Here is a 23,385-nt window from a genome sequence, read left to right as displayed (position 1 = left end):
GGCCGTCGTGCCCGTTCAGGCCGCCCCTCCCAACCGTCCACCATGAAACAAGGATGATCGTCCCCGATATGACTGAAACGTCTGATCTCTCCGGTCCCGAGAACTCTCCCGCTGCACCGGCCGTACCGAGCACCCCGGCAGGGATGCGCGCCTGGCTGCGCGACTGGGTCCAGGCCACCACCGGCCTGGACGCCGCTGAGATCACCGACGACCGGCAGATGGAGGAGTTCGGGCTGTCCAGCCGCGACGTGGTGGTGCTGTCCGGCGAGCTGGAGCGCCTCACCGGCGTGCCCCTGGACGCCACGGTGGCCTACGAGTACAACACCATCGCCACACTGGCCGGGTTCGTCCTCGCCGGTGGCACGCGTACCGGACGCGGCGTCGCGGGAGGACGCACCGCGCACGGCGGCGGTGCCGGTGGTGCCGGTGCCGGTCTGGAGCCGGAGGACCGGCAGATCGCCGTGGTGGGCATGGCCGGGCGCTACCCGGGCGCGGACGGTGTCGACGGCATGTGGCGCATGTTCGAGCAGGGCCGCAGCGGCGTCGGCGAGCTCCCGGAGGGGCGCTGGAGCGAGTACGACGACGACCCGGAGATGTCCCGGCGCATGGCCGAGGCCGTGCTCACCGGCGGCTACATCGACGACATCGCCTCCTTCGACGCGGAGTTCTTCGGGCTCTCCCCGGTCGAGGCGGCGAACATGGACCCGCAGCAGCGCATCCTGCTGTCGCTGACGTGGGAGGCGCTGGAGGACGCCGGCATCCCGGCCAACACCCTGCGCGGCACGGACGTGGGCGTGTTCATGGGCACCACGAACAACGACTACGGCATGCTGATCAGCGCCGACCCGTCCGAGGCGCACCCGTACGCGCTGACCGGCAACTCCAGCGCGATCATCGCCAACCGCATCTCCTACGCCTTCGACTTCCGCGGCCCCTCGGTCGCGATGGACACGGCCTGCTCGGCGTCGCTGGTGGCCATCCACCAGGCGGTGCGCGCCCTGCGAGACGGGGAGGCCTCCGTGGCCGTCACCGGCGGCGTGAACCTGCTGGCCAGCCCCTTCGCCACCATCGCCTTCTCCGAGCTCGGCGTGCTGAGCCCGACGGGCGGCATCCGCGCGTTCTCCGAGGACGCCGACGGCATCGTGCGCTCCGACGGCGCCGGTGTCGTGGTGCTCAAGCGTCTGTCGGACGCCCGCCGCGACGGCGACGACGTGCTCGCCGTGATCGCCGGTTCCGCGGTGAACCAGGACGGCCGGTCCAACGGGCTGACCGCCCCGAACCCGGAGGCGCAGGCCGCGGTGCTCGCCGCCGCCTACGCCGACGCCGGCATCGACCCGTCCCAGGTGGACTACGTGGAGGCCCACGGCACCGGCACGATCCTCGGCGACCCGATCGAGGCGGGCGCCCTCGGCCAGGTCCTCGGCGCCGGTCGCGACGTGGCCTCGCCGCTGCTGCTCGGTTCGGCGAAGACGAACTTCGGCCACACCGAGGCGGCCGCGGGTGTCGCCGGGGTGATCAAGGTGGTCTCCGGCATGCGGCGCGGCGTCCTGCCGCCGACGGTGAACTTCACCGGCCCCAACCCCTACATCGACTTCGACCGCGAGCACCTGGAGGTCGTGGAGGACCCGCGCGAGTGGCCGGAGTACTCCGGCGCAGCGGTCGCCGGCGTCTCCGGGTTCGGCTTCGGCGGCACCAACGCCCACGTCGTGCTCGTCGCGCCGGAGGGCGCGGCACCGGCGGCGCGGGACGTCCCCGAACGTCCCGACGTGATCGACTGGGCCGGCGTCCAGGAGTACGGCGGCGAGGAGTCGGACGGTGACCCGGCGGGACGCGCGCTGCCGCGTCTGCTCCCGGTCTCCGGGCTGCTGCCCTCGCGGCGTCGGACCGCCGCGGCGGACATCGCGTCCTGGCTGGGGGAGACCGGCAGGGCCGGCAACGCCGTGCTCGCCGGTGCCGCCGGGGTGCTCGGCGAGCGCAACCACGGCCGCTCGCGCGGTGTGGTCCTCGCCCACGACACCGACGAGGCCGTCGCCGGGCTGACCCGCCTGGCCGAGGGGCGCAAGGGCGCGGGCATCTCCGTCGCCGACAGCCCCGAGCGCGAGGGCGCGGTGTGGGTGTTCTCCGGTTTCGGCTCCCAGCACCGCAAGATGGGCAAGGAGCTGCTCACCCTGTCGCCGCTGTTCGCCCAGCGTCTCGACGACGTCGACGAGGTCGTGCAGCAGGAGGCCGGCTACTCCGTGGTCGAGATGATCCGGGACGACGCGCAGAACTTCACCACCGAGACCGCCCAGGTCGGCATCACCGCCATCCAGATCGCCCTGACCGACCTGATGACCGCCCTGGGGCTGCGTCCCGCGGCGATCGTGGGCCAGTCGATGGGCGAGATCGCCGGCGCCTACGCCGCCGGCGGGCTGTCCATGGAGGACGCCGTGACCATCGCCTGCCACCGTGCGCGGTTGATGGGCGAGGGCGAGAAGCTGCTGCCCGAGGACAAGCAGGGCGCGATGGCCGTGATCGAGCTCGGCGTCGAGGACCTGGTGGAGTTCCAGAAGGAGAACCCGCAGTTCGCCGCCGTGGAGCCGGCGGTGTACGCCGCCCCGGGCATGACCACGGTCGGCGGGCCCGCCCAGCCGGTCGCGGACCTGGTGGCCCACCTGGAGGGCGAGGGCAAGTTCGCCCGCATGCTCAAGGTCAAGGGCGCCGGGCACACCAGCATGCTCGACCCGATCCTCGGTGAGCTCCACGCGGAGATCGCCGGGATCACCCCGCTCCCGATCCACACCCCGGTGTACAGCAGCGTGGACCGCGGCGTGGTCTACCAGCCGGGCGACACCGTGCACGACGCGGACTACTTCCTGCGCTGCACCCGCTACTCGGTGTGGCTGTCGGACGCCACCGGACGGCTCTTCGACGAGGGCTTCCGCACCTTCGTGGAGTTCTCCCCGAACCCGGTCGCGCTGATGCCGATGATGAACACCGCCTTCGCCCACGACGCCGGCGAGTCCAGCCTGATGTACCTGCTCAAGCGCAAGGAGCCCAGCGTGGACACGCTGCTGGCCACCGTCGCCGAGCTCTACGTGCGTGGCGGCGAGGTCGACTTCCGTTGCCTGAACTCCTCCGACGGGCGCCCGCTGCGCCGTGGGCGCGCGGTGTCCGGCATCCCCGGGGTGCACTGGAACCTGCAGCGCTACTGGACCGCGGCGCGTCCCGGCGGCGGGTCGGTGCGCGGGGTGCCGGGGCGCCGGGTGGCGCTGCCGGACGGACGGACCGCGTTCGCCGTCGCCGCCGCGGAGGTTCCCAGCGTGGACGCCGTCGCCGAGGCCGCCGCGCGAGCGGTCGTGCCGGACGCCGTGCTCGCCGCGGTGGAGACCTACGGCTCCCTGCCGACCGAGGGTGAGGTGACCACCCTGGTGGCACGTACCCTCGGCGGGCTGAGTGTGCAGGTCTACGCCATGGACGGTGCAGACGAGTCGCGCCTGGCCGGTGAGGCCTTCGCCGCGTCGCCGGCGGGCGGCATGGCGGCCGGTGTCGCCGGGGCCGCTGGCGCCGCCGGTGCGTCCTCCGCGACGCCGCAGACGGAGCCGGCCGCAGGCCAGGTGTCCGGCGCCCGCAACGCCCTGCCGTCGGTGGACACCGACTCCGAGCGGTGGACCCCGGAGTCCGGGCAGAGCGTGGCAGACCGGCTGCGCAGCATCGTGTCGGAGTCGATGGGCTACGACGTCGACGACCTTCCCGGTGAGCTGCCGCTGATCGACCTGGGCCTGGACTCGCTGATGGGCATGCGGATCAAGAACCGGGTGGAGTACGACTTCGACCTGCCGTCGCTGAACGTGCAGGCCCTGCGCGACGGCTCGGTCGACGAGGTCATCTCCCTGGTCGAGCAGATGGTGCAGGAGAAGCTCGACGGCGTGACGCACACGCCGGCCGCTGAGGGTGCCGAGACTGCCGCCGACGCCGCACCGGCAGCCGAGGCCGCCGAGGCAGCCGACTCCCAGGGTGTCGGCGTCGCCCCGCGTGACGCCTCCGAGCGCATGGTCTTCGGCACGTGGGCCTCGCTCACCGGTGCCGCCCCGGCCGGCGTCACCAGCGCACTGCCGCAGGTCGACGCCGACACCGCCGCGGCGATCGCCGCCCGGCTGAGCGAACGCTCCGGCGCGGAGATCAGCGCCACCCAGGTCGCCGAGGCCGGCACCCTGGAACCGCTGGCCAACCTGGTGCGCGACGTCTTCGAGACCGCGGTGGACGGCAACATCCGTGTACTGCGTGCCCGCCCCGAGGGGTCGGACAGCCCGGCGGTCTTCGTCTTCCACCCCGCCGGCGGGTCCAGCGTGGTGTACGAGCCGCTGACCAGGCGTCTGCCCGCCGACGTGCCGGTCTACGGTGTGGAGCGTCTGGAGGGCACGCTGGATGAGCGGGCCGACGCCTACGTCGCCGACATCACCGAACTGGCCGACGGCCGTCCGGTCGTCCTCGGCGGGTGGAGCTTCGGTGGCGCGCTGGCCTTCGAGGTCGCCCACCGCCTGGAGAAGGCCGGTGAGGTCACCGTGGGCCACCTGGAGCTGCTCGACCTGGTGCGTCCGGCGAACCCGGCCCCGGACACCACCGAGGAGATGCACGCGCGCTGGGACCGCTACGCCGCCTTCGCCGCGAAGACCTACGGTATCGAGCTGCCCGTCCCGCACGACCTGCTCGAGGCCCAGGGTGAGGAGGCGCTCATCGGCATGATGAGCATGTTCCTGCAGAACACCGACGCCTCCTCGCACGGTCTGGCCGCCGGCGTTCTGGAGCACCAGCGCGCCAGCTTCGTGGACACCCGCATCCTCAACACCCTCGACTTCGAACGCTGGGCCGAGGTCTCCGCCCCGGTCACGCTGTACAAGTCCGAGGGTATGCACGAGGGCGCGATCGAACTCGAGCCGTCCTTCGCCGACATCCCCGCCGACGGCGGCTGGGACGGCGTGGTCGACGACCTGGAGCTCGTCCAGCTCGCCGGCGACCACCTGGCCGTGCCGGACGAACCGTCCATCGGCATCGTCGGTGCACGGATCACCGAGCACCTGCGCGACATCCCCCAGCGGAACCAGGTGCGCTAGCGTGGGATCCATGACAGGAACACCCGAAGACCCCTGGTTCGGCGACGCGGACGTCGCCGCGCAACGCACCGCACCGGGAACCGGCAGGTCCACCGCCGAGAAGCTGGACGACCTGCACTCCCGCCTCGAGGAGGCGCAGGACCCGGGCAGCGAGCGTGCACGCCAGAAACGCGACGAGGAAGGACGCACCACCCCGCGCCAGCGCATCGACGCGCTGCTCGACGAGGGGTCGTTCACCGAGATCGGAGCCCTGGGGCGCACCCCGGGTGTGCCGGACGCGCCCTACGGTGACGGCGTGGTCACCGGCTACGGCCGGGTCGACGGGCGTCCCGTCGCCGTCTACGCCCACGACAAGACCGTCTACGGCGGCTCGGTGGGCGAGACCTTCGGCAAGAAGGTCTGCGAGGTCATGGACATGGCCACCCGCATCGGCTGCCCGGTCATCGGCATCAACGACTCCGGCGGAGCCCGCATCCAGGACGCCGTGATGTCCCTGGCGATGTACTCCGAGCTCTCCCGGCGTCAGCTGCCGCTGTCCGGCCAGTCGCCGCAGATCTCGATCCTGCTGGGCAACTGTGCCGGTGGCGCGGTGTACGCCCCGGCGACCACCGACTTCCTGGTGGCCGTGGAGGACCAGACGACGATGTTCGTCACCGGCCCGCAGATCATCGAGTCGGTGACCGGCGAGAAGATCAGCATGCAGGACCTCGGCGGCGCCCGCGTGCAGGCCGCCAACGGCAACATCAGCTACGTCGGCAGCGACGAGGACGACGCCTTCGGTTACGTCCGCGAACTGCTCGCCCACCTGCCCAGCAGCGCCTTCGAGGCGACGCCGCAGGTGCCTGCCCCGTCGGACGCACCGAGCGAGCGCGACGCCGAGCTCGTCGACCTCATCCCGGACGATCCGAACTCCGGCTACGACATGATGGAGGTGCTCAGCCGCATCTTCGACGACGAGGACGTGCTGGAGGTCCAGCCGGACTACGGGCAGAACGTGATCACCGCCTACGCCCGCATCGACGGCCGCCCGGTCGGCGTGGTCGCCAACCAGCCGATGTCGCTGGCCGGCTGCCTGGACGCCGAGGCGGCGGACAAGGCGGCACGGTTCATCCGCATCTGCGACGCCTACAACATCCCCCTGGTCTTCGTGGTCGACACCCCGGGCTACCTGCCGGGCGCCGAGCAGGAGAAGCTGGGGCTGATCCACCGTGGCGCCCGGCTGGGCTTCGCGATGGTGGAGGCCACGGTCCCGAAGGTGACCGTGGTGGTGCGCAAGGCCTTCGGCGGCGGCTACGCGGTGATGGGCTCGAAGAACCTCGGTGCCGACGTGAACCTGGCGTGGCCGACCGCGCAGATCGCCGTGATGGGTGCCGAGGGCGCCGCGGTGATGATCCAGGGCCGTCAGCTCGCCGCCATGCCGGAGGAGCAGCGCCCGATGGCGAAGAAGATGTTCATGGACTTCTACAACGCCAACATGACCAGCCCGTACGTGGCGGCGGAGCGTGGCTACGTCGACGAGATCATCGACCCGGCGCAGACGCGCCTGCGGTTGCGCCAGTCGCTGCGGTTGCTGCGCGACAAGCAGGTGCTCGAGCCGGAGAAGAAGCACACGATCATGCCGATGTGATCCTCGCGTGCCCGGTGTCGTCCCCCCGGGTACCAAGTTGGGCCTAGGGGCGTTGAGTTGGCCAACTCAACGCTCCCAGGCCCAACTTGGTACCCCTGCGGGGGATCAGTTCTCGTGCCAGGGGCCGATGTCGGTGACGGGGAAGTCCATCTTGTCCGCCATGACCTGGTAGGTCTCCAGTCGCACGTCGAGCACGCGGGTCTGTTCGGAGAGCAGGTCCGGCAGGCCCAGACCGATCTTGGAGAGCTCCGCGGCGATGTCGTCGGGGGCCCAGTCCGCGTTGATGGTGATCGGGATCATCGTGTCCACGCCGAGCAGCTCCAGCGTCATCGTCAGTTCCTGCACGAAGATGTGGAAGTTGCCGGTCAGGGTGCTGGTGTTCCCCTTGGTGTCGTCCAGCAGGTCGGGGCCCAGGGAGTTGGGGAACTGCACGCGCAGGTTCTCCATGACAGCCTGGTCGGCGTCGATACGGATCGCCTTCTTCGGCCCCTGCACCGTGTCGATGGTGACGTAGGACAGCTTCATGCCCGGTGTCATCGTCGCGTTGTCGGTCTTGATGGTGAAGGTGTCGCCGTACGGTGGCCGCATGTTCGCCACCGGCTCCGGCGGTGCCACGTTCAGCCCCGGGATCTCCACCCCGAGGGACTCCAGGGAGCCGTCGATGCCGTCCTGCAGCTGGTTGCCGTCCGGCAGGGTGAGCTCGGGGAGGTTGAGGTCGGGGACCTCGGGAAGCTCCGGAAGGTTCGGCAGGGCGGGGGAGTTGTTGGTCTCCCCGTCGGTGTCTCCGTCGCCGTTGCCGGTCTGGCCGGGGATCTGCAGGTCCGGCAGCTGGATGTCCGGCAGGCCGGGGATCTGGGCGCGGGCGTCGGGCGTCTGGATGCCGACACCGACGGCGAGCGCGGCGAGCACGGCGATCACCGGCTTCGCGTTCGCGGCTCCTTTCCCTGACTTCTCTGCTTTCCGGGCCTGCTTGGCCTCCTTCTTCTGGCGCTTCTCGTCCTTGGCGTCCTCGCGGGACTGCGGGTCCCAGGCCAGGGCCAGGGCACCGCCGACGAGGCCGAGGATCAGGCCGATGATGAGCCCGCCGAAGTTCGTCTGCCACAGGGACAGGACCGAGAGGATCATCGCGGCGACGCCGGCGATCACACGCCCTTCACCACGGAACCAGCACATCAGTCCGCAGGTGATCAGCAGGTTGCCGATGACCAGGGTGGAGACCCCGCCCATGGTGGAGATCTGGATCTGGATGTTGGAGATCTCCAGAGACAGGTAGGCCGGAGCCATGATCGCGATGCCGGCCAGGATCATCAGCAGGCCGGCACCGAACGGGCGCTGCTTGCGCCAACGGGTGAAGCGCCGGTTCTGCTTCTCGAGCTTCTCCGAGCGGGACGCATCGTCGGACGCGGTGGCACCGGCAGCGTCGCCGGACGCCGCGTCGCCGGCGGAATCGCCGGTGGCGTTGTCGTTGACGGCGTTGTCGTCGACGGCGTCGATGAGCTCGGTGGTGTCCTCGTCCCTGGGATTGTCCGGGGACGAGGTGGAGTCGTCAGGCATCAGCACTCAGCCTCGTCAACGCTCACGACACCCACCTTGGCACCTGCGGCGGTGAGCTTGTCCGCGCTGATCGAGGTGGCCTTGATGACCTGGTCCCAACCGGTCAGGCTGTCCGCGTGCAGGCCCCAGGAGCCGGCGGCAGGCTCGTCGTCGAGCTGGCTGGCGTCCACACCGATCTGCGCGTTGTTCAGCGTGAGGCCACCGACCAGGCCGGGGGCGCCGAGCACCAGGTGCTCGGCGGTGGTGTTCTCGCCGGGGACGAGCATCTGGAAGCGCTTCTCGCCCAGGCCGGGCAGGTTCAGCGGAGCCGTCATGCACATGTCGGTGATCGTGGCGTCGTCGAACACCAGACGGGCCACGCCCTGGGCGCCGTCGTGCTGGTCGTCGGTGCCGCCGAAGATGGCCACACCGCTGGCGTCGAGGTTGCTGACCTCCTGGTTGAAGATCGTGTTCGACAGTGCCAGATTGGCGGAGATACCGCCCTGGGCCATTGCCACGCCCACCCCGGCGGTGGCCAGGAGGCCGACCGCCATGACGCCGGCGAACCGCTTTCCCTTGATGTGTCCCATGTTCGTTCCTCCGTTGGTGAGGTGGCGCTCTCCACGCCCCTCGGTTAGTAAATATGAAGCCGACTTCGCAACATCGTATCGCTGTCGTACTTGTTTCTGTGAAGAATGCGCAAATTGTAGTGGGGCGTGTCACGATCGGCGGGTAGCCGACGTGCTGACCAGGCATAACACTAGCGCACTGATTTGTAGTGCGACAAGCGCGACCACCAGCGCGACCCACCCGATCTGGAAGAAGTAGCCCGAGAGCCACCCGATCACCGAGGATCCGAGGTAGTAGCTCATCACGTAGATCGAGGAGGCCTCCGCCCGGTCGCGGTCGGCGATCTGGCCGACCAGGGTGGAGGCGGTGGAGTGCACGGTGAAGAAGGCGGCGGTGAACAGCAGCACGCCGAGGACGGTGACCACCAGGTTCGGCACGAGCGCGAGGCACAGGCCCACGGTGGTCAGGGTGACTCCGCCGACCAGCACCCGTGCCGCCCCGTATTTGGCGACCATCGCCCCGGCCCGCGCCGAGGACCACGTCCCGGACAGGTAGAGCAGGAACACCGCCCCGGCGAGAGCCTCGGTGAGGCCGAACTCGCCGGTCAGGCGGAAGCCGAGGTAGTTGTACAGGGAGACGAAGGCGCCCATCATCAGGAACGGCAGGATGAACAGGGCCACCAGGCGGCGGTCGTGCCAGTGGCGGCGGAAGGCGGCGACCTCGTGGCGCAGGGTGATCTTCTTCGGCGTGAAGTGGCGCTGCGGCGGCAGTGCCCAGACGCACACCAGTCCGAGCGCGAAGGCGACCAGCCCGCCGGCGAGCACGGCGCCGCGCCATCCGGTGAACTCCAGTACGCCGGACGGCACCAGGCGTCCGAGCAGCCCGCCGAGTGTCGTGCCGGCGATGTAGAGGCCCATCACCCGGCCCAGGTGGTCCTGGCGGATCTCCTCGGACAGGAAGCTCATCATCACCGCCGGGACGCCGGCGACCGCCAGGCCCTGCAGGGCGCGTAGGCCGATGAGGATGCCGATGCCGGGGGCGATCGCCAGCAGCAGGCTCAGCGCGGTGGCCGCCAGGACGGACACCTGCAGGACGCGGCGACGACCGACGCGTTCGGACAGGATGCTCACCGGGATCACGGCGACGGCGAGCATGCCGGTGGTCGCCGACACCGTCAGTGCGGCGGTGGTGGGGGTGACCCCCAGGCCGTCGTGGATCGCCGGCAGGACGGCCTGGGTGAGGTACATGGCGTTGAAGCTGGCCAGTCCGGCGGTGGCGGCGGCGACCATCACCCGCCGGTAGCCGGGGTCGCCCGGGGAGAGCCGCGTGTCTGTACCGTCTGTGCCGTCTGGGTCACCGGTGCCGCCTGTGTCGTTCATGCCGCCCATCGTGGTCACCTCCCGCTGACAATCAAAATGCATTACAATGACGAACCTGTCCCGAATAATGCATCAGGCGGCGCGCAGGCCGTCACAGGCTCGTCAGGGGAGGTGTCGTGCGTGGCTGACCCCGTGGACCTCGACTGGTTCCTCGACCTCGTCGAGACCGGCAACATGGTCGACACCGCCCTGACGACCGGCATCAGCCAGTCGGCGTTGTCGCGTCGTCTGGGCAAGCTCGAGGCCGCCGTCGGCGTGGAACTCTTCGACCGGCGGGGCCGCAACCTCGTGCTCAACCACCGCGGCGCCGTGCTGGCCGCGGCCGCCGTGGACACCCGGGACACCTGGCGCGCCGGCGTCGACGAGGTCCGTCGGCTCGTCGACCCGGAACTGGGAACGGTGCGCCTGGGCTTCATGCACTCGTTGGGCACCTGGCTGGTTCCCGACCTGCTGAGGGAGTTCCGCACCGCCCACCCCGGCATCGACTTCGAACTGGTGCAGGGCGCGGCACTGGGCCTCGTCGACCAGGTGCTGGACGGGCGCCTGGACCTGGCGATCGTCGGGCCCTGCCCCGTCGACCACGTGTCCTCCGGGGTGGTGGGCTGGACGGAACTGGCCGAGCAACGCCTCGGGCTGGCGGTGTCCTCGGACCACCGGTGGGCGGGCCGGGCGTCCATCGTCCTGGCGGAGGCGGCGGAGGAACCCTTCGTGGCGATGCTGGAGGGCTACGGCACCCGCCTGCTGCTCGACGGGCTGGCCGCCGACAACGGATTCCGCCCCCGGCTGGTCTTCGAGTCCATGGAGCTGACCACCGTCGCCGGACTGGTCACCGCGGGGCTCGGCGTGGCACTGCTGCCGCTGGGCGACCCGAACCTGCAGATGGAGGGAATGTCCGTGATCCCCCTGGACACGGACAAGGTGCGCGAGCTCGGCGTGGTGTGGGACGCCGCGGGCACCAACCTCACGCTGCCGGTGGCCCGCTTCCTGGAACTCGTCAGGCGGCGGGCTGTCGACGGGTGACGAAGGAGGCGACCACACGCCACCCGATCATCAGGATCCCCAGGAAGATCAACGAGGTCAGCAGGAACATCCACGGCAGCGACAGGTTCACGACACTGCGCACCACGATGCCGATGAACCACGTCACGATCAGCACGCCGAGGCCCGTGCCGGGGGCGGGACGCACGGTCCCGGTGAGCACCAGCGCCCACGCCACGGCCAGTCCGAGCAGGAACGGCCAGGACGTCCCCAACCAGCCGAGGATGGAGAAGCCGGAGTCGTGGGAGAGCCTGCCCAGCAGGGCGAAAACGAGGACGGCGACGGCGTCGATGACCAGCGCCATCGTGGTCGAGGTACCGGCGGTGGCGGAGAACGGACCGGCGGGGCCGGACGACACATCGGGGGATTTCGTCATACCGACCATTCTAGGGCGTGACCACCGCCCGTGGGGGTCACTCCTCCGGACGCTCCGGATGACGGGGGAGCCGGTCGATGATGCCGTCGTCGTCCGTACCGTCCCCCGTACCGTCCCGGTCGTCGTGCGGGCGTCGAGCCGCCGAGCCGCCGGTGATCTGCCGGAAGGTCAGGCCCCGGCCACTGCGGCGCCGGACGTCGGACGTACCGGACGCCCCGCCCGCCGAACCGGCAGAGCCGGTCGTGTCGCCGGCACCGCCGGTGCCCGCCCCGGACGCCGCGGCGTCCTGCGCCTCCTCCGGGCGCACGAACGTCCACAGGAACACCAGCCAACCGACCAGGGTGAGCAGCGCGAAACTGATCATGCGGAACACGATGACCGCGGCCACCGCCTGCCCGGACCCCAGCCCCGCGGTACCGACCAGCATCGTGGTCAGCGTGATGTCCACCGGGCCCAGCCCGCCGGGGGTGATCTGCGCCTGGCCCACGAGCTTGGCCATGATGAACGCCAGCACCGCGCCGGCGACGCTGGGTTCGGCGCCGATGGCCAGGATGCACAGGAACAGGCACACGATCTCCAGCACCCAGTTCAGCAGGGAGACGAACACCGCGTAGCCCAGCCACTTCGGCGAGAGGTCCACGGCCCGCAACTGGTCGGCGAAGCTGCGGATCTGCTCGTGGAACCGGTCGGCGGGCTTGTGGCGCTTCTCGTTGAACCAGGTCATCGCCGCCAGCAGGCCGGCCTGCACCTTCTCCGGGTTGCGTGCCACCCAGTTCGCCGCGAGCGGCAGGGCGATCAGCGCGACCAGGGAGAACGTCAGCGAGAACACGTGCACGTTGGCCTGCAGGAAGAACACCGCACCGAAGCCCAGGATGGCCATCGCCGCACCGGACAACGCCCCGGAGATCACCAGGTACCAGCTGGCGATGACCGGGGTCGCACCCCACTTCATCTGCTCGCGGAAGATCATCGCCGCCGAGATCGCCGGCCCACCCGGGAACGACGACGACCACGCGTTGGCCGACAGCCCCAGCGCATTGGCGCTGGTGCGTTTCACCGGCACGCCCGCCGGCCGCAGCAGCGCGACCATCACCTCGGCCTGCGCGACCATCGACAGGCCCATCGCGACCACGGCGGCCAGGATGTACCAGTTGTTGGCCTGCAGCATCGCCGCCCACCCCTCCTCGAGGAAGTGGTAGTGGTCGCGGGCGAGGAAGATGATCGCCCCCAGCAGCATGAGGGTGAGCAACGCCCGGACGCGCGGATCCTTCAACCACTGGAGGATCATGCGCCACCGGTCGCGGAAACGGCTGGGCTGGGGGTCGGAGGTCATCGGCGGTCAATTCTCCCGGTCGTCGGGACGTTCCTGCTGCAGGCGCCGCATCAGTTCGCTGAAGGGGACCGCGTCGTCCGACGTCGCGTGCGCACCGTAGGACGCCGCCTCGTCGTGCTCCTCGGCGTCCGGTGCGTCCGCCGCGTCCGTCGCGTCCTGCGTTTCGACCCCGGCGGGACGCGCCGCGGGCAGCGGCGAGCGGGACACGACGGCGCCCCGTGCGTCCGGCGCTGCGTCCTGTGCCTCGTCCTGCGTCTCTTCCGGGGCACCGACGGTGACCGGTTCGCGGACCGGCTCAGAGGTCGGCCCAGAGGTCGGTCCAGTGGCCTGCTCCGGGCTGTAGCCCTCGAGTTGCTCGTTGTGGCCGATCTTGCGCGACAGGGCCGTGACCCAGCGCGGCGCCCACCAGCAGTCCTCGCGCAGCAGGAACATCACCGCGGGCACCAGCAGCATGCGGATCACCGTGGCGTCGATGATGAGCGCGGCGATCATGCCGAAGGCGATGTACTTCATCATCACGATGTCGGAGAACGCGAACGCCCCGGCCACCACGATCATGATCAACGCCGCGGCGGTGATGATGCCGCCGGTCGTGGCCGTGCCGAACCTGATCGCCTGTGGTGTCGAGGCCCCGTGCGCCCGGGCCTCGACCATCCTGGACACCAGGAACACCTCGTAGTCCGTGGACAGTCCGTAGATGATCGCCACGATCAGCACCAGCACCGGGCTCATCAGCGGGCCCGGCGAGAAGTTGAACAGGTCCGCGCCCACACCGTCGACGAACAGGGCGGTCAGGATGCCCAACGTCGCACCGGTGCCGAGGATGTTCATGATCACCGCCTTCGCCGGCAGGATCACCGACCCGAACACCAGCGACAGCAGGATGAACGTGGCGGCGATGATGTACACCAGCATCCACGGCAGCTTGTCGAACAGCGCCTCGATCGACTCGACCTCCATCGCCGGGGTGCCGGCGACGAGCACGGTCCCGTCGGCGTTGAGGCCGTGGGCGATGTCGCGCAGCTCGTTGACGATGCGGTCGTTGTCGTCGCGGTCGGCGATGCCCGCCGACAGCACCGTCACCCCGTCCTGCGTGGGCTGAGACACCTGGAAGGTGCCGGTCAGACCCTCGATGGCGTTGGCCTTCTGGAAGACCTCGCCGACGGCGGCGTTGTCGCCCTCGACGACGAGCTTCACCGGGTCGGTGCGGAACTCCGGGAAGTTGTCGTCGAAGTGCGACTGGGCGATGCGGGTGTCGTTGCCCGGCGGGAGGTAGGTCTCGTTGATGCCGCCGAACTTCACCCCGCTCAACGGGATGGTCAGCAGGATCAGCAGGGCCACGATGCCCACCGTCATCAGCTTCGCGTGCTTCATCGCGAACGCCGGGACCTTGCCCCACCACGACGCCACCGTGGCCTCGCGGGTACGCCCGCGGCGGATGATCGTCCACTTGTCGATGCGGTGGCCGAGCATCGCGAACAGGCTGGGCAGCACCGCCACGCTGATCAGCGCCGCCAGGCCCACCGCGGAGATCGCGCCGTAGGCCACCGACTTCAGGAAGGCCTGCGGGAACATCAGCAGGCTCGACAAGGCGACCGCCACCATCAGGGCGGAGAAGACCACGGTCTTGCCCGCCGAGGCGGTGGTGTTGCGTACCGCGGTGCGTGTGTCGTTGCCCTCGGCGAGCTCCTCACGGAAACGCGAGACCATGAACAGCCCGTAGTCGATCGCTAGGCCCAGGCCCAGCAGGGTGACCACCGACTGGGAGAAGGTGTTCACCTGGGTGACCCCGGCGAGCACCGAGAGGATGCCCATCGACCCGAGGATCGACAGGATGCCCACGACCAGCGGCATGCAGGCGGCGACCACGCTGCCGAAGATCACCAGCAGCAGCAGGGCGACGACCGGCAGGCCGATCAGCTCGGCGCGCTGGATGTCGTCGCCCATGCCGGAGTCCAGGGCGCCGGCGACGGCCGTGGCCCCGCCGATCTCCACGGTGGCACCGTCCACGGTGATCTGGTGCAGCTCGTCCTCGATGACCCGGTAGTTGTCGAGCACCTCGTCCTCGGTGCCGTGCAGGCTGATCGCGGCGAAGGCGGAGGTGCCGTCGTCGGAGAGCATCTGCTCTTGACCGGTGTCGAAGTAGCTGGTCATCCCGGCCACGGCGTCCTGGTTGCCGACGGCGATGGCGTTGAGCTGGCTGCTGACGTTCTCCATCAGGCCCGGATCGGTCAGGTCGGCGCCATCGGCGCTATCGCTGGTGACGAGCACGATCACGTCGCCGGAGGCGTCGCGTCCGAAGGTCTCCTGCTCGATCTGCGCGGCGCGGGTGGAGTCGCTCGTCGGGTCGTCCCACCCCTCCTGGCTCATCCGGTCGTCCAGCTGGGTGCCGATGCCCAGGTAGAGCACGCCGATCAGCACGATGATGACGGCGGGGATGATGCGTCGGAAACGGAAGGCGAAGTCGCCCCATCTCGTGAACACTTAGGAAGGCTCCTTTCAGCGAACCAACGCGGAGAGTGGGCGGTACGGCTGGAGCCAGGCACCGTCGTCCGGCAGGGAGTCGAGGTTGACGCGCGGCAACGGCGCGCGGAAGACCCCGGGGATGTCCTCGAGGTCGAGGAAGCCGATGGTCTCGTTCTCCACGGCCCAGTGGGCGTGCTCGTGGAAGCCGAGCACGGTCACCGGGATCTCCCCGGCGAGCTCCTCGAGCAGCTCGCGGAAGTTCTGCCCGTCGGCGCTGGCCACGACCAGACCGTCGAGCACGCCCTCGTCACGACGACGACGGATGTGCTCGAGCATGTCCGGGTCGACGTCGGAGTCCTCGGTGAGCTTCGGCTTGGCGAAGACGGCGAAACCGACGTTGCGCAGGGCGTCCACCCAGCCGCGGATCTGCTCGGCGGAGCCGGGCGCGACGTTGGTGAACACCGTCGCCTCCGGCGTCAGTTCCACGGCCTCGCCGGACGCGTCGCGCGCCTCGTCGATGAGCCAGCGGCCCACCGCGTCGAAGCGCGGGCGGTGCACGGCGTCGGGGCGTCCCCCCAGCAGGGAGCCCAGACCCATGTCGATGTTCGGCGCGTCCCAGACCAGCAGGTACACCGGCGTCTGCTCGGCCTGCCCGGTGTAGGACAGGGCCTCGGCGTTGCCGGAGCGCGCGCCGCTCATCGCCGCTTCCAGAGGTACTCGCGGATGGTGTGCTCCTTGTCCAGGCCCTTGCCCTCGAACTTGGTGATGATCTGGCGGTCGGTGAGCACCGGCGCCACCTCGGCGCGGGTCGTCTCGTCCTGCGGCCAGCCCAGGTACTCCAGGTCCGGTTCCACGTCGACGAGCTCGTCGATCCAGTCGGCGTAGTCGGCGTGGTCGGTGGCGACGTGCAGGATGCCGCCGGGGCGCAGACGCGAGGCGATCAGGTGCAGCGTGCCGGTCTGGATGATGCGGCGCTTGTGGTGCCGCGCCTTCGGCCACGGGTCCGGGAAGAAGATGCGCACCCCGGCGAGGCTGCCCGGGGCGAAGAGACGCTGCAGCACCTCGACCCCGTCGCCCTTGACCATACGGACATTCCCGATGTCGCCGCGCACGACCGAGCCCAGCAGCTTCGCCAGGCCCGGACGGTAGATCTCCACGGCGACGACGTTGGTGTCCTCTTCCAGCGGGGCCATGGCCGCGGTGGACGTTCCCGTGCCGGAGCCGACCTCGACGATGGTGTCGTGGCCGGTGCGTCCGAACCATCCGTCGAGGTCGACCGGGTCGGTGAGGTCGTCGGTGAGTTCGATGCCCAACGACGGCCAGTTCTCCTCCCAGAGGTTCTCCTGGTTGTCGGTGAGTGTTCCGCGCCGGAAACTGAAGCTACCCAGTCGCGGATAGTCGCGTCCGTCGTTAAACTCTGTCTGCAGGGGGCGGCCACGGCCACCCGAACGCGGTGCTGGGGGGTTATCGGTATTAGACATCCCTCACATTGTGGCAGAACACAGCGGTACAGGGAACTAGGGGGAAGTGTGACGGTCATTTCTGTGATCGGCCCGGACGCGCGGGTCGTCGAGCAGGTTACGGCGGGTGTCAGGGCACTGGACGCCCGTACCGGGGGGGAGTATCCGGCGCACCTACGTCGCCGGGGCGGGCCCCGGGCAGGCGGACGGGGTCGTGGCGGTCGTGCCGCCGGACGGTGGCAGCGGTGCTGATGGTGCTGGCGGTGCCGACCTCGAGGTGCTGCGCGCGGTGCGCGACGCGATGGGCGTGGTCGTGCTCTACGCCCCGGCGTCGGCCCACGCGCTCGCCGACGAGGTCGGCGTGGTGCACTGCACGTGGGAGGGCGGTTCCGCCGCCGAACCGGGGCAGCTGGCCCGGCTGAGCGGGGTGCTCGACGGGATGTGGGCGGACGCCGACCGGTGGGAGGCGGACGCCCGCCGTGCCGATGCCGAACGTCTCGACCGGGTGCGCATCGCCGTGCGCCTGGCCGCCGACCGCGCCGCCACCGTCCTGCTGGACGGTCTCGACGTGCGGGACGGATCGGCCGCCGGTGTGGGCGCCGGCGAGCTGGACGCACGCTTCCGTGCGAGGCTCACCGTCACCGTGCTCGAACAGGGCGTGGACATGCCGCACCTGGCACCTGCGGAACCACCGCAGGACGCCGGGGCGTCCGGCGGCCCCGGCACGTCCTCTACGTCTGGGGTGCCCGGACGCCTGGTGACCGCGGCCGCGGCACTCGGCGCGGGTGTGGCCGCGGCTGCGGGCGTCCTGCGTCTGACGGATTCGTTGCTCGCCGCCGTCGCGGCGGGCGCCCTGGTGGCGGGTGCGACCGCCGGGGCACGCTGGTGGGCGGGACGTGCCGCGCGCCGGGAGCGTGAGGCGGCGCGCCTGGCGGCGACGTTGCGGCGCCACTGGGCGGCGACGGTGACCGACGTGGTCGCCCGACTCGTCGTCCCGCCCGTCGCCGGCACGGTGGCGGGCAAGGTTAAGGGCCAGGTTAAGGGGGCCGTGTCATGAGCGGCTGGGAGTTCGGGGCGGACGGCTTCCCCCTGTTCCCCGGGGCGTCCGGGCTGGACCCGGTCGACCCCGCTCAGGTGGGCGGTGTCGGTGACGGCCTGCTGCTGGACCTGGGCGACGAGACCTTCGGCCTGCCGGCGTCGCACGTGCTCGACGGGCTGGAGGAGGTCGCGGGGGTCGAGGAGTCCGTCACGCTCAGCGATGACACGGGCATGACGATCTGCTCGGACACCGACGGCGACGGGCGGGTGGACGCCGTCTCGGTGGTCACCTTCGACGGCGGGTGGTCGTCGTGGCGTCGGCAGGACTGCATGGCCGGGGTGAGGGGTGTGACGGAGATATCGGCAAATGTGTCTTCTATCACAACTAACGGCGAAGGTACCGGGGAGAGTATGCTCGGTGAAGAACACACGGAACAGGGCGAACACGGCGCGGAGCAGGGGCGACGGGACGGCGAGTGGTACGACGTCCCCCCGTCCACCCCCGGAAACGGACGTGGTTCGTGGGACCCGCGCGGGTGGGAATGTGTGGACAGGGGGAACTGGGGTTAGTCTGGGGAGACGCAGAACTAACCAGACACACAAGAACGCACCGTTCTCAAAACACATCTCGTCAGGAGTTTTCATGACCATCCCCGGGCTCGTCGGCCAGCCACCCACCCAGCACGAGGAACTCCTCGCCTGGATCTCCGAGGCTGTCGAACTCTTCCAGCCGGAGAGCGTGGTCTTCGTCGACGGCTCCCGCGAGGAGTGGGACCGTCTGACCGGTGAGCTCGTCGACGCCGGCACGCTGACCAAGCTCAACGAGGAGAAGCGTCCCAACAGCTTCCTCGCCCGCTCGAACCCGGCGGACGTCGCCCGCGTGGAGTCGCGTACCTTCATCTGCTCCGAGAAGCAGGAGGGTGCTGGCCCCACCAACAACTGGGCGCCGCCGGCGGCGATGAAGCAGGAGATGTCCGAGCACTTCGCCGGTTCCATGCGCGGTCGCACCATGTACGTGGTGCCCTTCTGCATGGGTCCGATCAGCGACCCCGAGCCCAAGCTCGGCGTGCAGCTCACCGACTCCGCCTACGTGGTGCTGTCCATGGGTGTGATGACCCGAATGGGCCAGGAGGCCCTGGACAAGCTCGGTACCGACGGCGCCTTCGTGCGCTGCCTGCACTCCGTCGGCGCCCCGCTGGAGCCCGGCGAGCAGGACGTGCCGTGGCCGTGCAACGACACCAAGTACATCACCCAGTTCCCCGACACCAAGGAGATCTGGTCCTTCGGCTCGGGCTACGGCGGAAACGCCATCCTGGCCAAGAAGTGCTACGCCCTGCGCATCGCCTCGGTCATGGCCAAGGAGGAGGGCTGGCTCGCCGAGCACATGCTCATCCTGAAGCTGACCAGCCCGGAGGGCAAGGACTACCACATCCTCGGCGCCTTCCCGTCCGCCTGCGGCAAGACCAACCTGGCGATGATCACCCCGACCGTGCCGGGCTGGAAGGCCCAGGTCGTCGGCGACGACATCGCCTGGCTGAAGTTCGGCGAGGACGGCCACCTCTACGCCGTGAACCCGGAGAACGGCTTCTTCGGCGTGGCCCCGGGCACCAGCTACGGCTCCAACCCGATCGCCATGGAGACCATGGAGGCCGGCAACACCCTGTTCACCAACGTCGCGCTCACCGACGACGGCGACGTGTGGTGGGAGGGCATCGGCGGGGAGACCCCCGGCCACCTCATCGACTGGAAGGGCAACGACTGGACGCCCGAGTCCGACGAGAAGGCCGCGCACCCGAACTCCCGCTACTGCGTGCCGCTGGCCCAGTGCCCGGTCGCCGCACCGGAGTTCGACGACTGGAAGGGCGTGAAGGTCGACGCCATCCTGTTCGGTGGTCGCCGTGCCGACACCGTGCCGCTGGTCTCCCAGACCTACGACTGGGAGCACGCGACCATGGTCGGCGCGCTGATGGCCTCCGGCCAGACCGCCGCCCAGGAAGGTGCCGTGGGCACCCTGCGCCACGACCCGATGGCCATGCTGCCCTTCATCGGCTACAACGCCGGTGAGTACCTGCAGCACTGGATCGACATGGGCAAGCGCGGCGGCGACAAGATGCCGGACGTCTTCCTGGTCAACTGGTTCCGCCGCGGCGACGACGGCCGCTTCCTGTGGCCCGGCTTCGGCGAGAACAGCCGCGTGCTCAAGTGGATCGTGGAGCGCATCGAGGGGCAGGTCGGCGCCGACGAGACCGTGGTCGGCCACACCGCCCGCTACGAGGACCTGGACCTCGACGGTGTCACCGAGCCCGAGGAGGACATCCGCACCTCCCTGACCGCACCGCCGGAGCAGTGGGCCAGCGACATCGAGGACAACGCCGAGTACCTCACCTTCCTGGGCCCGAAGGTCCCCGAGGAGGTCTGGGAGCAGTTCAGCGCCCTGAAGCAGCGCGTGCAGGACGCCAAGGCCAAGGCCTAACCACTCCTGTTCCGGCCGTACCCCCGGATAACCGATGACGCCGACCGTCCTGATCTGTTGCGACAAGTTCAAGGGGTCGGCGTCGTCGCGCGCGGTGGCCTCCGCACTGGGCCGCGGACTGGAGTCCACCGGCTGCCGCGTGCTGATCAGGCCCCTTGCCGACGGCGGTGACGGCACACTCGAGGTATTCGACGACCTCGGCTTCCGTCGCCGCACCGCCCGCGTACGCGACTCCGGCGGGAGGCCGGTGGACGCCGAGTACGCGCTGGGTACCGACACAACCGAGTCTTCAGCGCCTGCCGTCCCCACCGCCGTGATCGAGGTCGCCCGCGCCTGCGGGCTGGACATGGTCTCGCCCGGCGGCGCGACCCCCTCGGCGCAGGACGCCCGGGCCGCCGGTTCCTGGGGCGTCGGCGAGCTCGTGCGCGCTGCCCTCGACGACGGCGCCCGGCGCATCATCCTCGGCCTCGGCGGCAGCGCCACCACCGACGCCGGCTTCGGCATGGCCCGTGCCCTCGGCGTGGAGTTCCCCGGCGTGAACTGCTCCAGCGTGGACTCCGTGGCCGACCTCGGTGACGTCCGGGTCGTGGACCTCAGCCACCTCGACCCGCGCCTGGCACAGGTCGAGGTCGTGATCGCCTCGGACGTGCGCAACCCGCTGTGCGGGCCGGACGGTGCGGCCGCGGTCTACGGACCGCAGAAAGGCATCGCCGCAGGCGACGTCGCCGACGTGGACGCGGCGTTGGCGCACTTCGCCACCGTCGTCGAGGACGCGCTCGGGACGTCCTACGTGGCGGGACGCCCCGGCGCCGGCGCCGCCGGTGGGCTCGGGTTCATGGCCATGGCGCTGGCGGGCGCGCAGATGCGCTCCGGGGTCGAGCTGATCCTCGAGGAGACCGGGTTCGCCGACGCCCTGGGACGGGCTGACCTGGTCGTCACCGGGGAGGGGCGCATCGACTCCCAGACGCTCAGCGGGAAGGCGCCGGCCGGTGTCGCCGAACGCGCCCGTGGCCACCGTGACCACCGTGTCCACGGGGATCAAGGCGTTCCTGTCATCGCGGTGTGCGGGGAGAACCGGCTCGCGGCGTCCGACGACGGTGGTCTCTTCACCGCCATCCACGCCCTCACCGACCACGAACCGGACGTGGCGGAGTGCATGCGCAACCCGCTGCCGATCCTGGAACGCATCGGGGCGGAGATCGGGTGCACGTACGTATCGTCGGGACCATGAGCGACACGACTATGCAGTACGCACACCTCGGCCGGTCCGGACTCCTCGTCAGCAGGATCGGGCTGGGAACGATGAACTTCGGCGACGCCACCGGCCAGGACGACGCCTTCGGCATCATGGACCGCGCCGTGGAGCGCGGCGTGAACTTCTTCGACTCCGCCGACGTCTACGGCGGTCCCCAGTCGCCGGACATGGCGCAGGGCTACGGGACCTCCGAGGAGATCGTCGGCAACTGGTTGGCCAGGTCCGGCAGGCGTGACGACATCGTGCTGGCCACCAAGGCCTACCAGCCGATGGGGCTGGGGCCCAACGACCGTCGCCTGTCGGCCTACCACCTCAAACGCGCCTGCGAGGCGAGCCTGCGGCGACTGAAGACCGACCACATCGACGTCTACCAGATGCACCACGTCGACCGGGCGACCCCGTTCGAGGAGATCTGGCAGGCCATGGAACAGCTCGTGGCCGAAGGGAAGATCACCTACGTCGGCTCGAGCAACTACGCGGGCTGGGACGTCGCCACCGCCCAGATGACCGCCCGTCAGCGCAATTTCATGGGGCTGGTCTCCGAGCAGAGCATCTACAACCTGGCGAACCGCGCGGTCGAGCAGGAGCTCATCCCGGCGTTGCAGTACTTCGGAGTTGGCCTCATCCCGTGGAGCCCGTTGGACGCGGGGCTGCTGGCCGGCCGGCCGAAGGACGGCGAGCACACCGAGCGTCGCGGTGCCCTCGGTGAGCAATATGGTGCGCTCGCCGGGCAGCTCGAGGCCTACGAGGCACTGTGCGCACGACTCGGCCACACCCCGGCAGAGGTCGCGCAGGCCTGGTTGCTGCACCAGCCAGCGGTGTCCACCCTGATCGCCGGGTCGCGTACGGTCGCTCACCTCGACGCCGCGGTCGATGCGCTGGGCGTGACCCTGGACCAGGCCACGCTGGACGAGCTGGACCGCATCTGGCCCGGCCCGGGGGAGGCCCCGATGTCCTACGCCTGGTGACGGTCCTGCCGTGTAGGGCGGGTGACGGTTACCCTGGGTGGCATGACTGACCGCCCCGTCACCCGGCACACCATCTTCCAGAACTCCCTGATGACCGCCCTGCTCGACGGCATCTACGACGGTGAGATGACCGTCGGCGAGCTGCTCGGCAAGGGCAATTTCGGCCTGGGCACGTTCGACGCCCTGGACGGGGAGATGGTCATCATCGACGGCACCTGCTACCAGCTGCGACACGACGGCAGCGCCACCCGCGCCGACCTGGAGGCACGCAGCCCCTACGCGGTAGCGACGAACTTCGTGCCGCGGATCCGGCGTCGGGCACCGGAGAACATCCGGCGCTCCGAGCTCTCCGACTTCATCGACGAGATGACCCCCTCGGCGAACTACATGTACGCCGTGCGCATCACCGGACGCTTCAGCGACGTCACGACCCGCACCGTGGTGCGTCAGTCGAAGCCGTACCCGCCGATGACGCAGGCCGTCGGCGACGACGCCGAACAGCACTTCACCGACGTCTCCGGGGTCATCGCCGGTTTCCGTACGCCGGTGTTCGAGAAGGGCATCTCGGTACCGGGGTGCCACGTGCACTTCATCGACGACGGCCGCACCGTCGGCGGGCACGTCCTGGACTTCACCCTCGCCGAGGGCAAGATCGAACTGTGCCCGGGCACCGACCTGGACCTGCGGCTGCCGCTGAACTCGACGTTCTCCGAGGCGAACCTCGACCCGGAGGACCTCGACGAGCAACTGCACGCCACCGAGGTCAAGGACTGAGC

General features: G+C 70.0%; 17 protein-coding genes. 9 read left to right on the top strand and 8 right to left on the bottom strand.

Translation table 11 applies throughout. The annotated features are described in order from the left end of the window. The first annotated feature begins 68 nt into the window (after positions 1–68). Complete coding sequence (pks13, locus tag ACT3S3_RS09205; RefSeq protein WP_441588171.1) at positions 69–5,093, top strand: polyketide synthase Pks13; 5,025 nt, start codon at positions 69–71, stop codon at positions 5,091–5,093. Positions 5,094–5,103: 10 nt separating this feature from the next. After that, the gene (locus ACT3S3_RS09200; protein ID WP_301441659.1) at positions 5,104–6,720 is read left to right on the top strand and encodes an acyl-CoA carboxylase subunit beta; all 1,617 of its coding nucleotides are present in this window, start codon (positions 5,104–5,106) and stop codon (positions 6,718–6,720) included. Positions 6,721–6,825: 105 nt separating this feature from the next. Here the strand turns inward: ACT3S3_RS09200 and ACT3S3_RS09195 are convergent, their stop codons facing one another. From ACT3S3_RS09195 to ACT3S3_RS09185, 3 genes are all read right to left on the bottom strand, one after another. After that, positions 6,826–8,274 carry a DUF6114 domain-containing protein gene (locus ACT3S3_RS09195; RefSeq protein WP_444626700.1) on the bottom strand — a complete coding sequence of 483 codons (1,449 nt, stop codon included), beginning with the start codon at positions 8,272–8,274 and terminating at the stop codon, positions 6,826–6,828. Next, complete coding sequence (locus ACT3S3_RS09190) at positions 8,274–8,843, bottom strand: DUF6230 family protein (protein WP_301441657.1); 570 nt, start codon at positions 8,841–8,843, stop codon at positions 8,274–8,276. The genes ACT3S3_RS09195 and ACT3S3_RS09190 overlap by 1 nt, the downstream gene beginning before the upstream one ends. Before the next feature lie 129 nt (positions 8,844–8,972). Then, on the bottom strand, positions 8,973–10,202 hold the full coding sequence (locus ACT3S3_RS09185) for an MFS transporter (protein WP_441579733.1): 1,230 nt from the start codon (positions 10,200–10,202) through the stop codon (positions 8,973–8,975). A gap of 120 nt (positions 10,203–10,322) precedes the next feature. Here ACT3S3_RS09185 and ACT3S3_RS09180 point away from each other — a divergent pair, with 120 nt between their 5' ends. Then, positions 10,323–11,222, top strand: a complete 900-nt coding sequence (locus tag ACT3S3_RS09180; RefSeq protein WP_301441655.1) for a LysR family transcriptional regulator — start codon at positions 10,323–10,325, stop codon at positions 11,220–11,222. Here the strand turns inward: ACT3S3_RS09180 and ACT3S3_RS09175 are convergent. The 5 genes from ACT3S3_RS09175 to trmB are packed head-to-tail and all read right to left on the bottom strand — an operon-like array spanning position 11,197 to position 16,896. Further along, entirely contained in the window at positions 11,197–11,616 is a 420-nt protein-coding gene (locus ACT3S3_RS09175) for a DUF3054 domain-containing protein (protein ID WP_301441654.1), read from the bottom strand. The two genes, ACT3S3_RS09180 and ACT3S3_RS09175, sit on opposite strands and share 26 nt — an antisense overlap. Positions 11,617–11,653: 37 nt before the next feature. Beyond that, positions 11,654–12,949 (bottom strand): lysylphosphatidylglycerol synthase transmembrane domain-containing protein, encoded by a 1,296-nt coding sequence (locus ACT3S3_RS09170; protein ID WP_444626698.1) that lies wholly within the window; start codon positions 12,947–12,949, stop codon positions 11,654–11,656. Between the two features lie 6 nt (positions 12,950–12,955). Beyond that, positions 12,956–15,433: an MMPL family transporter gene (locus ACT3S3_RS09165; protein WP_444626696.1), complete on the bottom strand. Its 2,478-nt coding sequence runs from the start codon at positions 15,431–15,433 to the stop codon at positions 12,956–12,958. A 15-nt stretch (positions 15,434–15,448) separates the two neighbouring features. Beyond that, a complete protein-coding gene (locus tag ACT3S3_RS09160; protein ID WP_301441651.1) occupies positions 15,449–16,114 on the bottom strand; it encodes an NYN domain-containing protein in 666 nt (221 codons plus the stop codon). Then, positions 16,111–16,896 (bottom strand): tRNA (guanosine(46)-N7)-methyltransferase TrmB, encoded by a 786-nt coding sequence (gene trmB / locus ACT3S3_RS09155; RefSeq protein ID WP_301441650.1) that lies wholly within the window; start codon positions 16,894–16,896, stop codon positions 16,111–16,113. The genes ACT3S3_RS09160 and trmB overlap by 4 nt, the downstream gene beginning before the upstream one ends. Before the next feature lie 106 nt (positions 16,897–17,002). Between trmB and ACT3S3_RS09150 the strand changes: the two genes are divergently transcribed. The 6 genes from ACT3S3_RS09150 to budA all read left to right on the top strand — a co-directional run bounded on the left by ACT3S3_RS09150 (position 17,003) and on the right by budA (position 23,383). After that, on the top strand, positions 17,003–17,932 hold the full coding sequence (locus ACT3S3_RS09150) for a hypothetical protein (protein WP_444626694.1): 930 nt from the start codon (positions 17,003–17,005) through the stop codon (positions 17,930–17,932). Continuing rightward, positions 17,929–18,483 carry a DUF6802 family protein gene (locus tag ACT3S3_RS09145; protein ID WP_444626692.1) on the top strand — a complete coding sequence of 185 codons (555 nt, stop codon included), beginning with the start codon at positions 17,929–17,931 and terminating at the stop codon, positions 18,481–18,483. The genes ACT3S3_RS09150 and ACT3S3_RS09145 overlap by 4 nt, the downstream gene beginning before the upstream one ends. A gap of 73 nt (positions 18,484–18,556) precedes the next feature. Further along, the gene (locus ACT3S3_RS09140) at positions 18,557–20,386 is read left to right on the top strand and encodes a phosphoenolpyruvate carboxykinase (GTP) (protein ID WP_301441647.1); all 1,830 of its coding nucleotides are present in this window, start codon (positions 18,557–18,559) and stop codon (positions 20,384–20,386) included. Positions 20,387–20,420: 34 nt separating this feature from the next. After that, positions 20,421–21,617, top strand: a complete 1,197-nt coding sequence (locus ACT3S3_RS09135; RefSeq protein WP_301441646.1) for a glycerate kinase — start codon at positions 20,421–20,423, stop codon at positions 21,615–21,617. Further along, complete coding sequence (locus ACT3S3_RS09130; RefSeq protein ID WP_301441645.1) at positions 21,614–22,609, top strand: aldo/keto reductase; 996 nt, start codon at positions 21,614–21,616, stop codon at positions 22,607–22,609. The genes ACT3S3_RS09135 and ACT3S3_RS09130 overlap by 4 nt, the downstream gene beginning before the upstream one ends. Before the next feature lie 42 nt (positions 22,610–22,651). Beyond that, entirely contained in the window at positions 22,652–23,383 is a 732-nt protein-coding gene (gene budA / locus ACT3S3_RS09125; protein WP_441579872.1) for an acetolactate decarboxylase, read from the top strand. Positions 23,384–23,385: the final 2 nt, after the last annotated feature.

The sequence above is a fragment of the Corynebacterium sp. AOP40-4SA-5 genome (assembly GCF_052377355.1).
Taxonomy (GTDB): Bacteria; Actinomycetota; Actinomycetes; order Mycobacteriales; family Mycobacteriaceae; genus Corynebacterium.
The sequence above is the reverse complement of the archived record's forward strand: the minus strand, read 5'-3'. Positions and strand labels throughout refer to the sequence as shown.

What these genes read in the sequence shown, in the direction of transcription:
- pks13 (WP_441588171.1), top strand. Translation starts at nt 69, where the DNA reads ATGACTGAAACGTCTGATCTCTCCGGTCCCGAGAACTCTCCCGCTGCA.
- ACT3S3_RS09200 (WP_301441659.1), top strand. Translation starts at nt 5,104, where the DNA reads ATGACAGGAACACCCGAAGACCCCTGGTTCGGCGACGCGGACGTCGCC.
- ACT3S3_RS09195 (WP_444626700.1), bottom strand. Translation starts at nt 8,274, where the DNA reads ATGCCTGACGACTCCACCTCGTCCCCGGACAATCCCAGGGACGAGGAC.
- ACT3S3_RS09190 (WP_301441657.1), bottom strand. Translation starts at nt 8,843, where the DNA reads ATGGGACACATCAAGGGAAAGCGGTTCGCCGGCGTCATGGCGGTCGGC.
- ACT3S3_RS09185 (WP_441579733.1), bottom strand. Translation starts at nt 10,202, where the DNA reads ATGAACGACACAGGCGGCACCGGTGACCCAGACGGCACAGACGGTACA.
- ACT3S3_RS09175 (WP_301441654.1), bottom strand. Translation starts at nt 11,616, where the DNA reads ATGACGAAATCCCCCGATGTGTCGTCCGGCCCCGCCGGTCCGTTCTCC.
- ACT3S3_RS09170 (WP_444626698.1), bottom strand. Translation starts at nt 12,949, where the DNA reads ATGACCTCCGACCCCCAGCCCAGCCGTTTCCGCGACCGGTGGCGCATG.
- ACT3S3_RS09160 (WP_301441651.1), bottom strand. Translation starts at nt 16,114, where the DNA reads ATGAGCGGCGCGCGCTCCGGCAACGCCGAGGCCCTGTCCTACACCGGG.
- trmB (WP_301441650.1), bottom strand. Translation starts at nt 16,896, where the DNA reads ATGTCTAATACCGATAACCCCCCAGCACCGCGTTCGGGTGGCCGTGGC.
- ACT3S3_RS09145 (WP_444626692.1), top strand. Translation starts at nt 17,929, where the DNA reads ATGAGCGGCTGGGAGTTCGGGGCGGACGGCTTCCCCCTGTTCCCCGGG.
- ACT3S3_RS09140 (WP_301441647.1), top strand. Translation starts at nt 18,557, where the DNA reads ATGACCATCCCCGGGCTCGTCGGCCAGCCACCCACCCAGCACGAGGAA.
- ACT3S3_RS09135 (WP_301441646.1), top strand. Translation starts at nt 20,421, where the DNA reads ATGACGCCGACCGTCCTGATCTGTTGCGACAAGTTCAAGGGGTCGGCG.
- ACT3S3_RS09130 (WP_301441645.1), top strand. Translation starts at nt 21,614, where the DNA reads ATGAGCGACACGACTATGCAGTACGCACACCTCGGCCGGTCCGGACTC.
- budA (WP_441579872.1), top strand. Translation starts at nt 22,652, where the DNA reads ATGACTGACCGCCCCGTCACCCGGCACACCATCTTCCAGAACTCCCTG.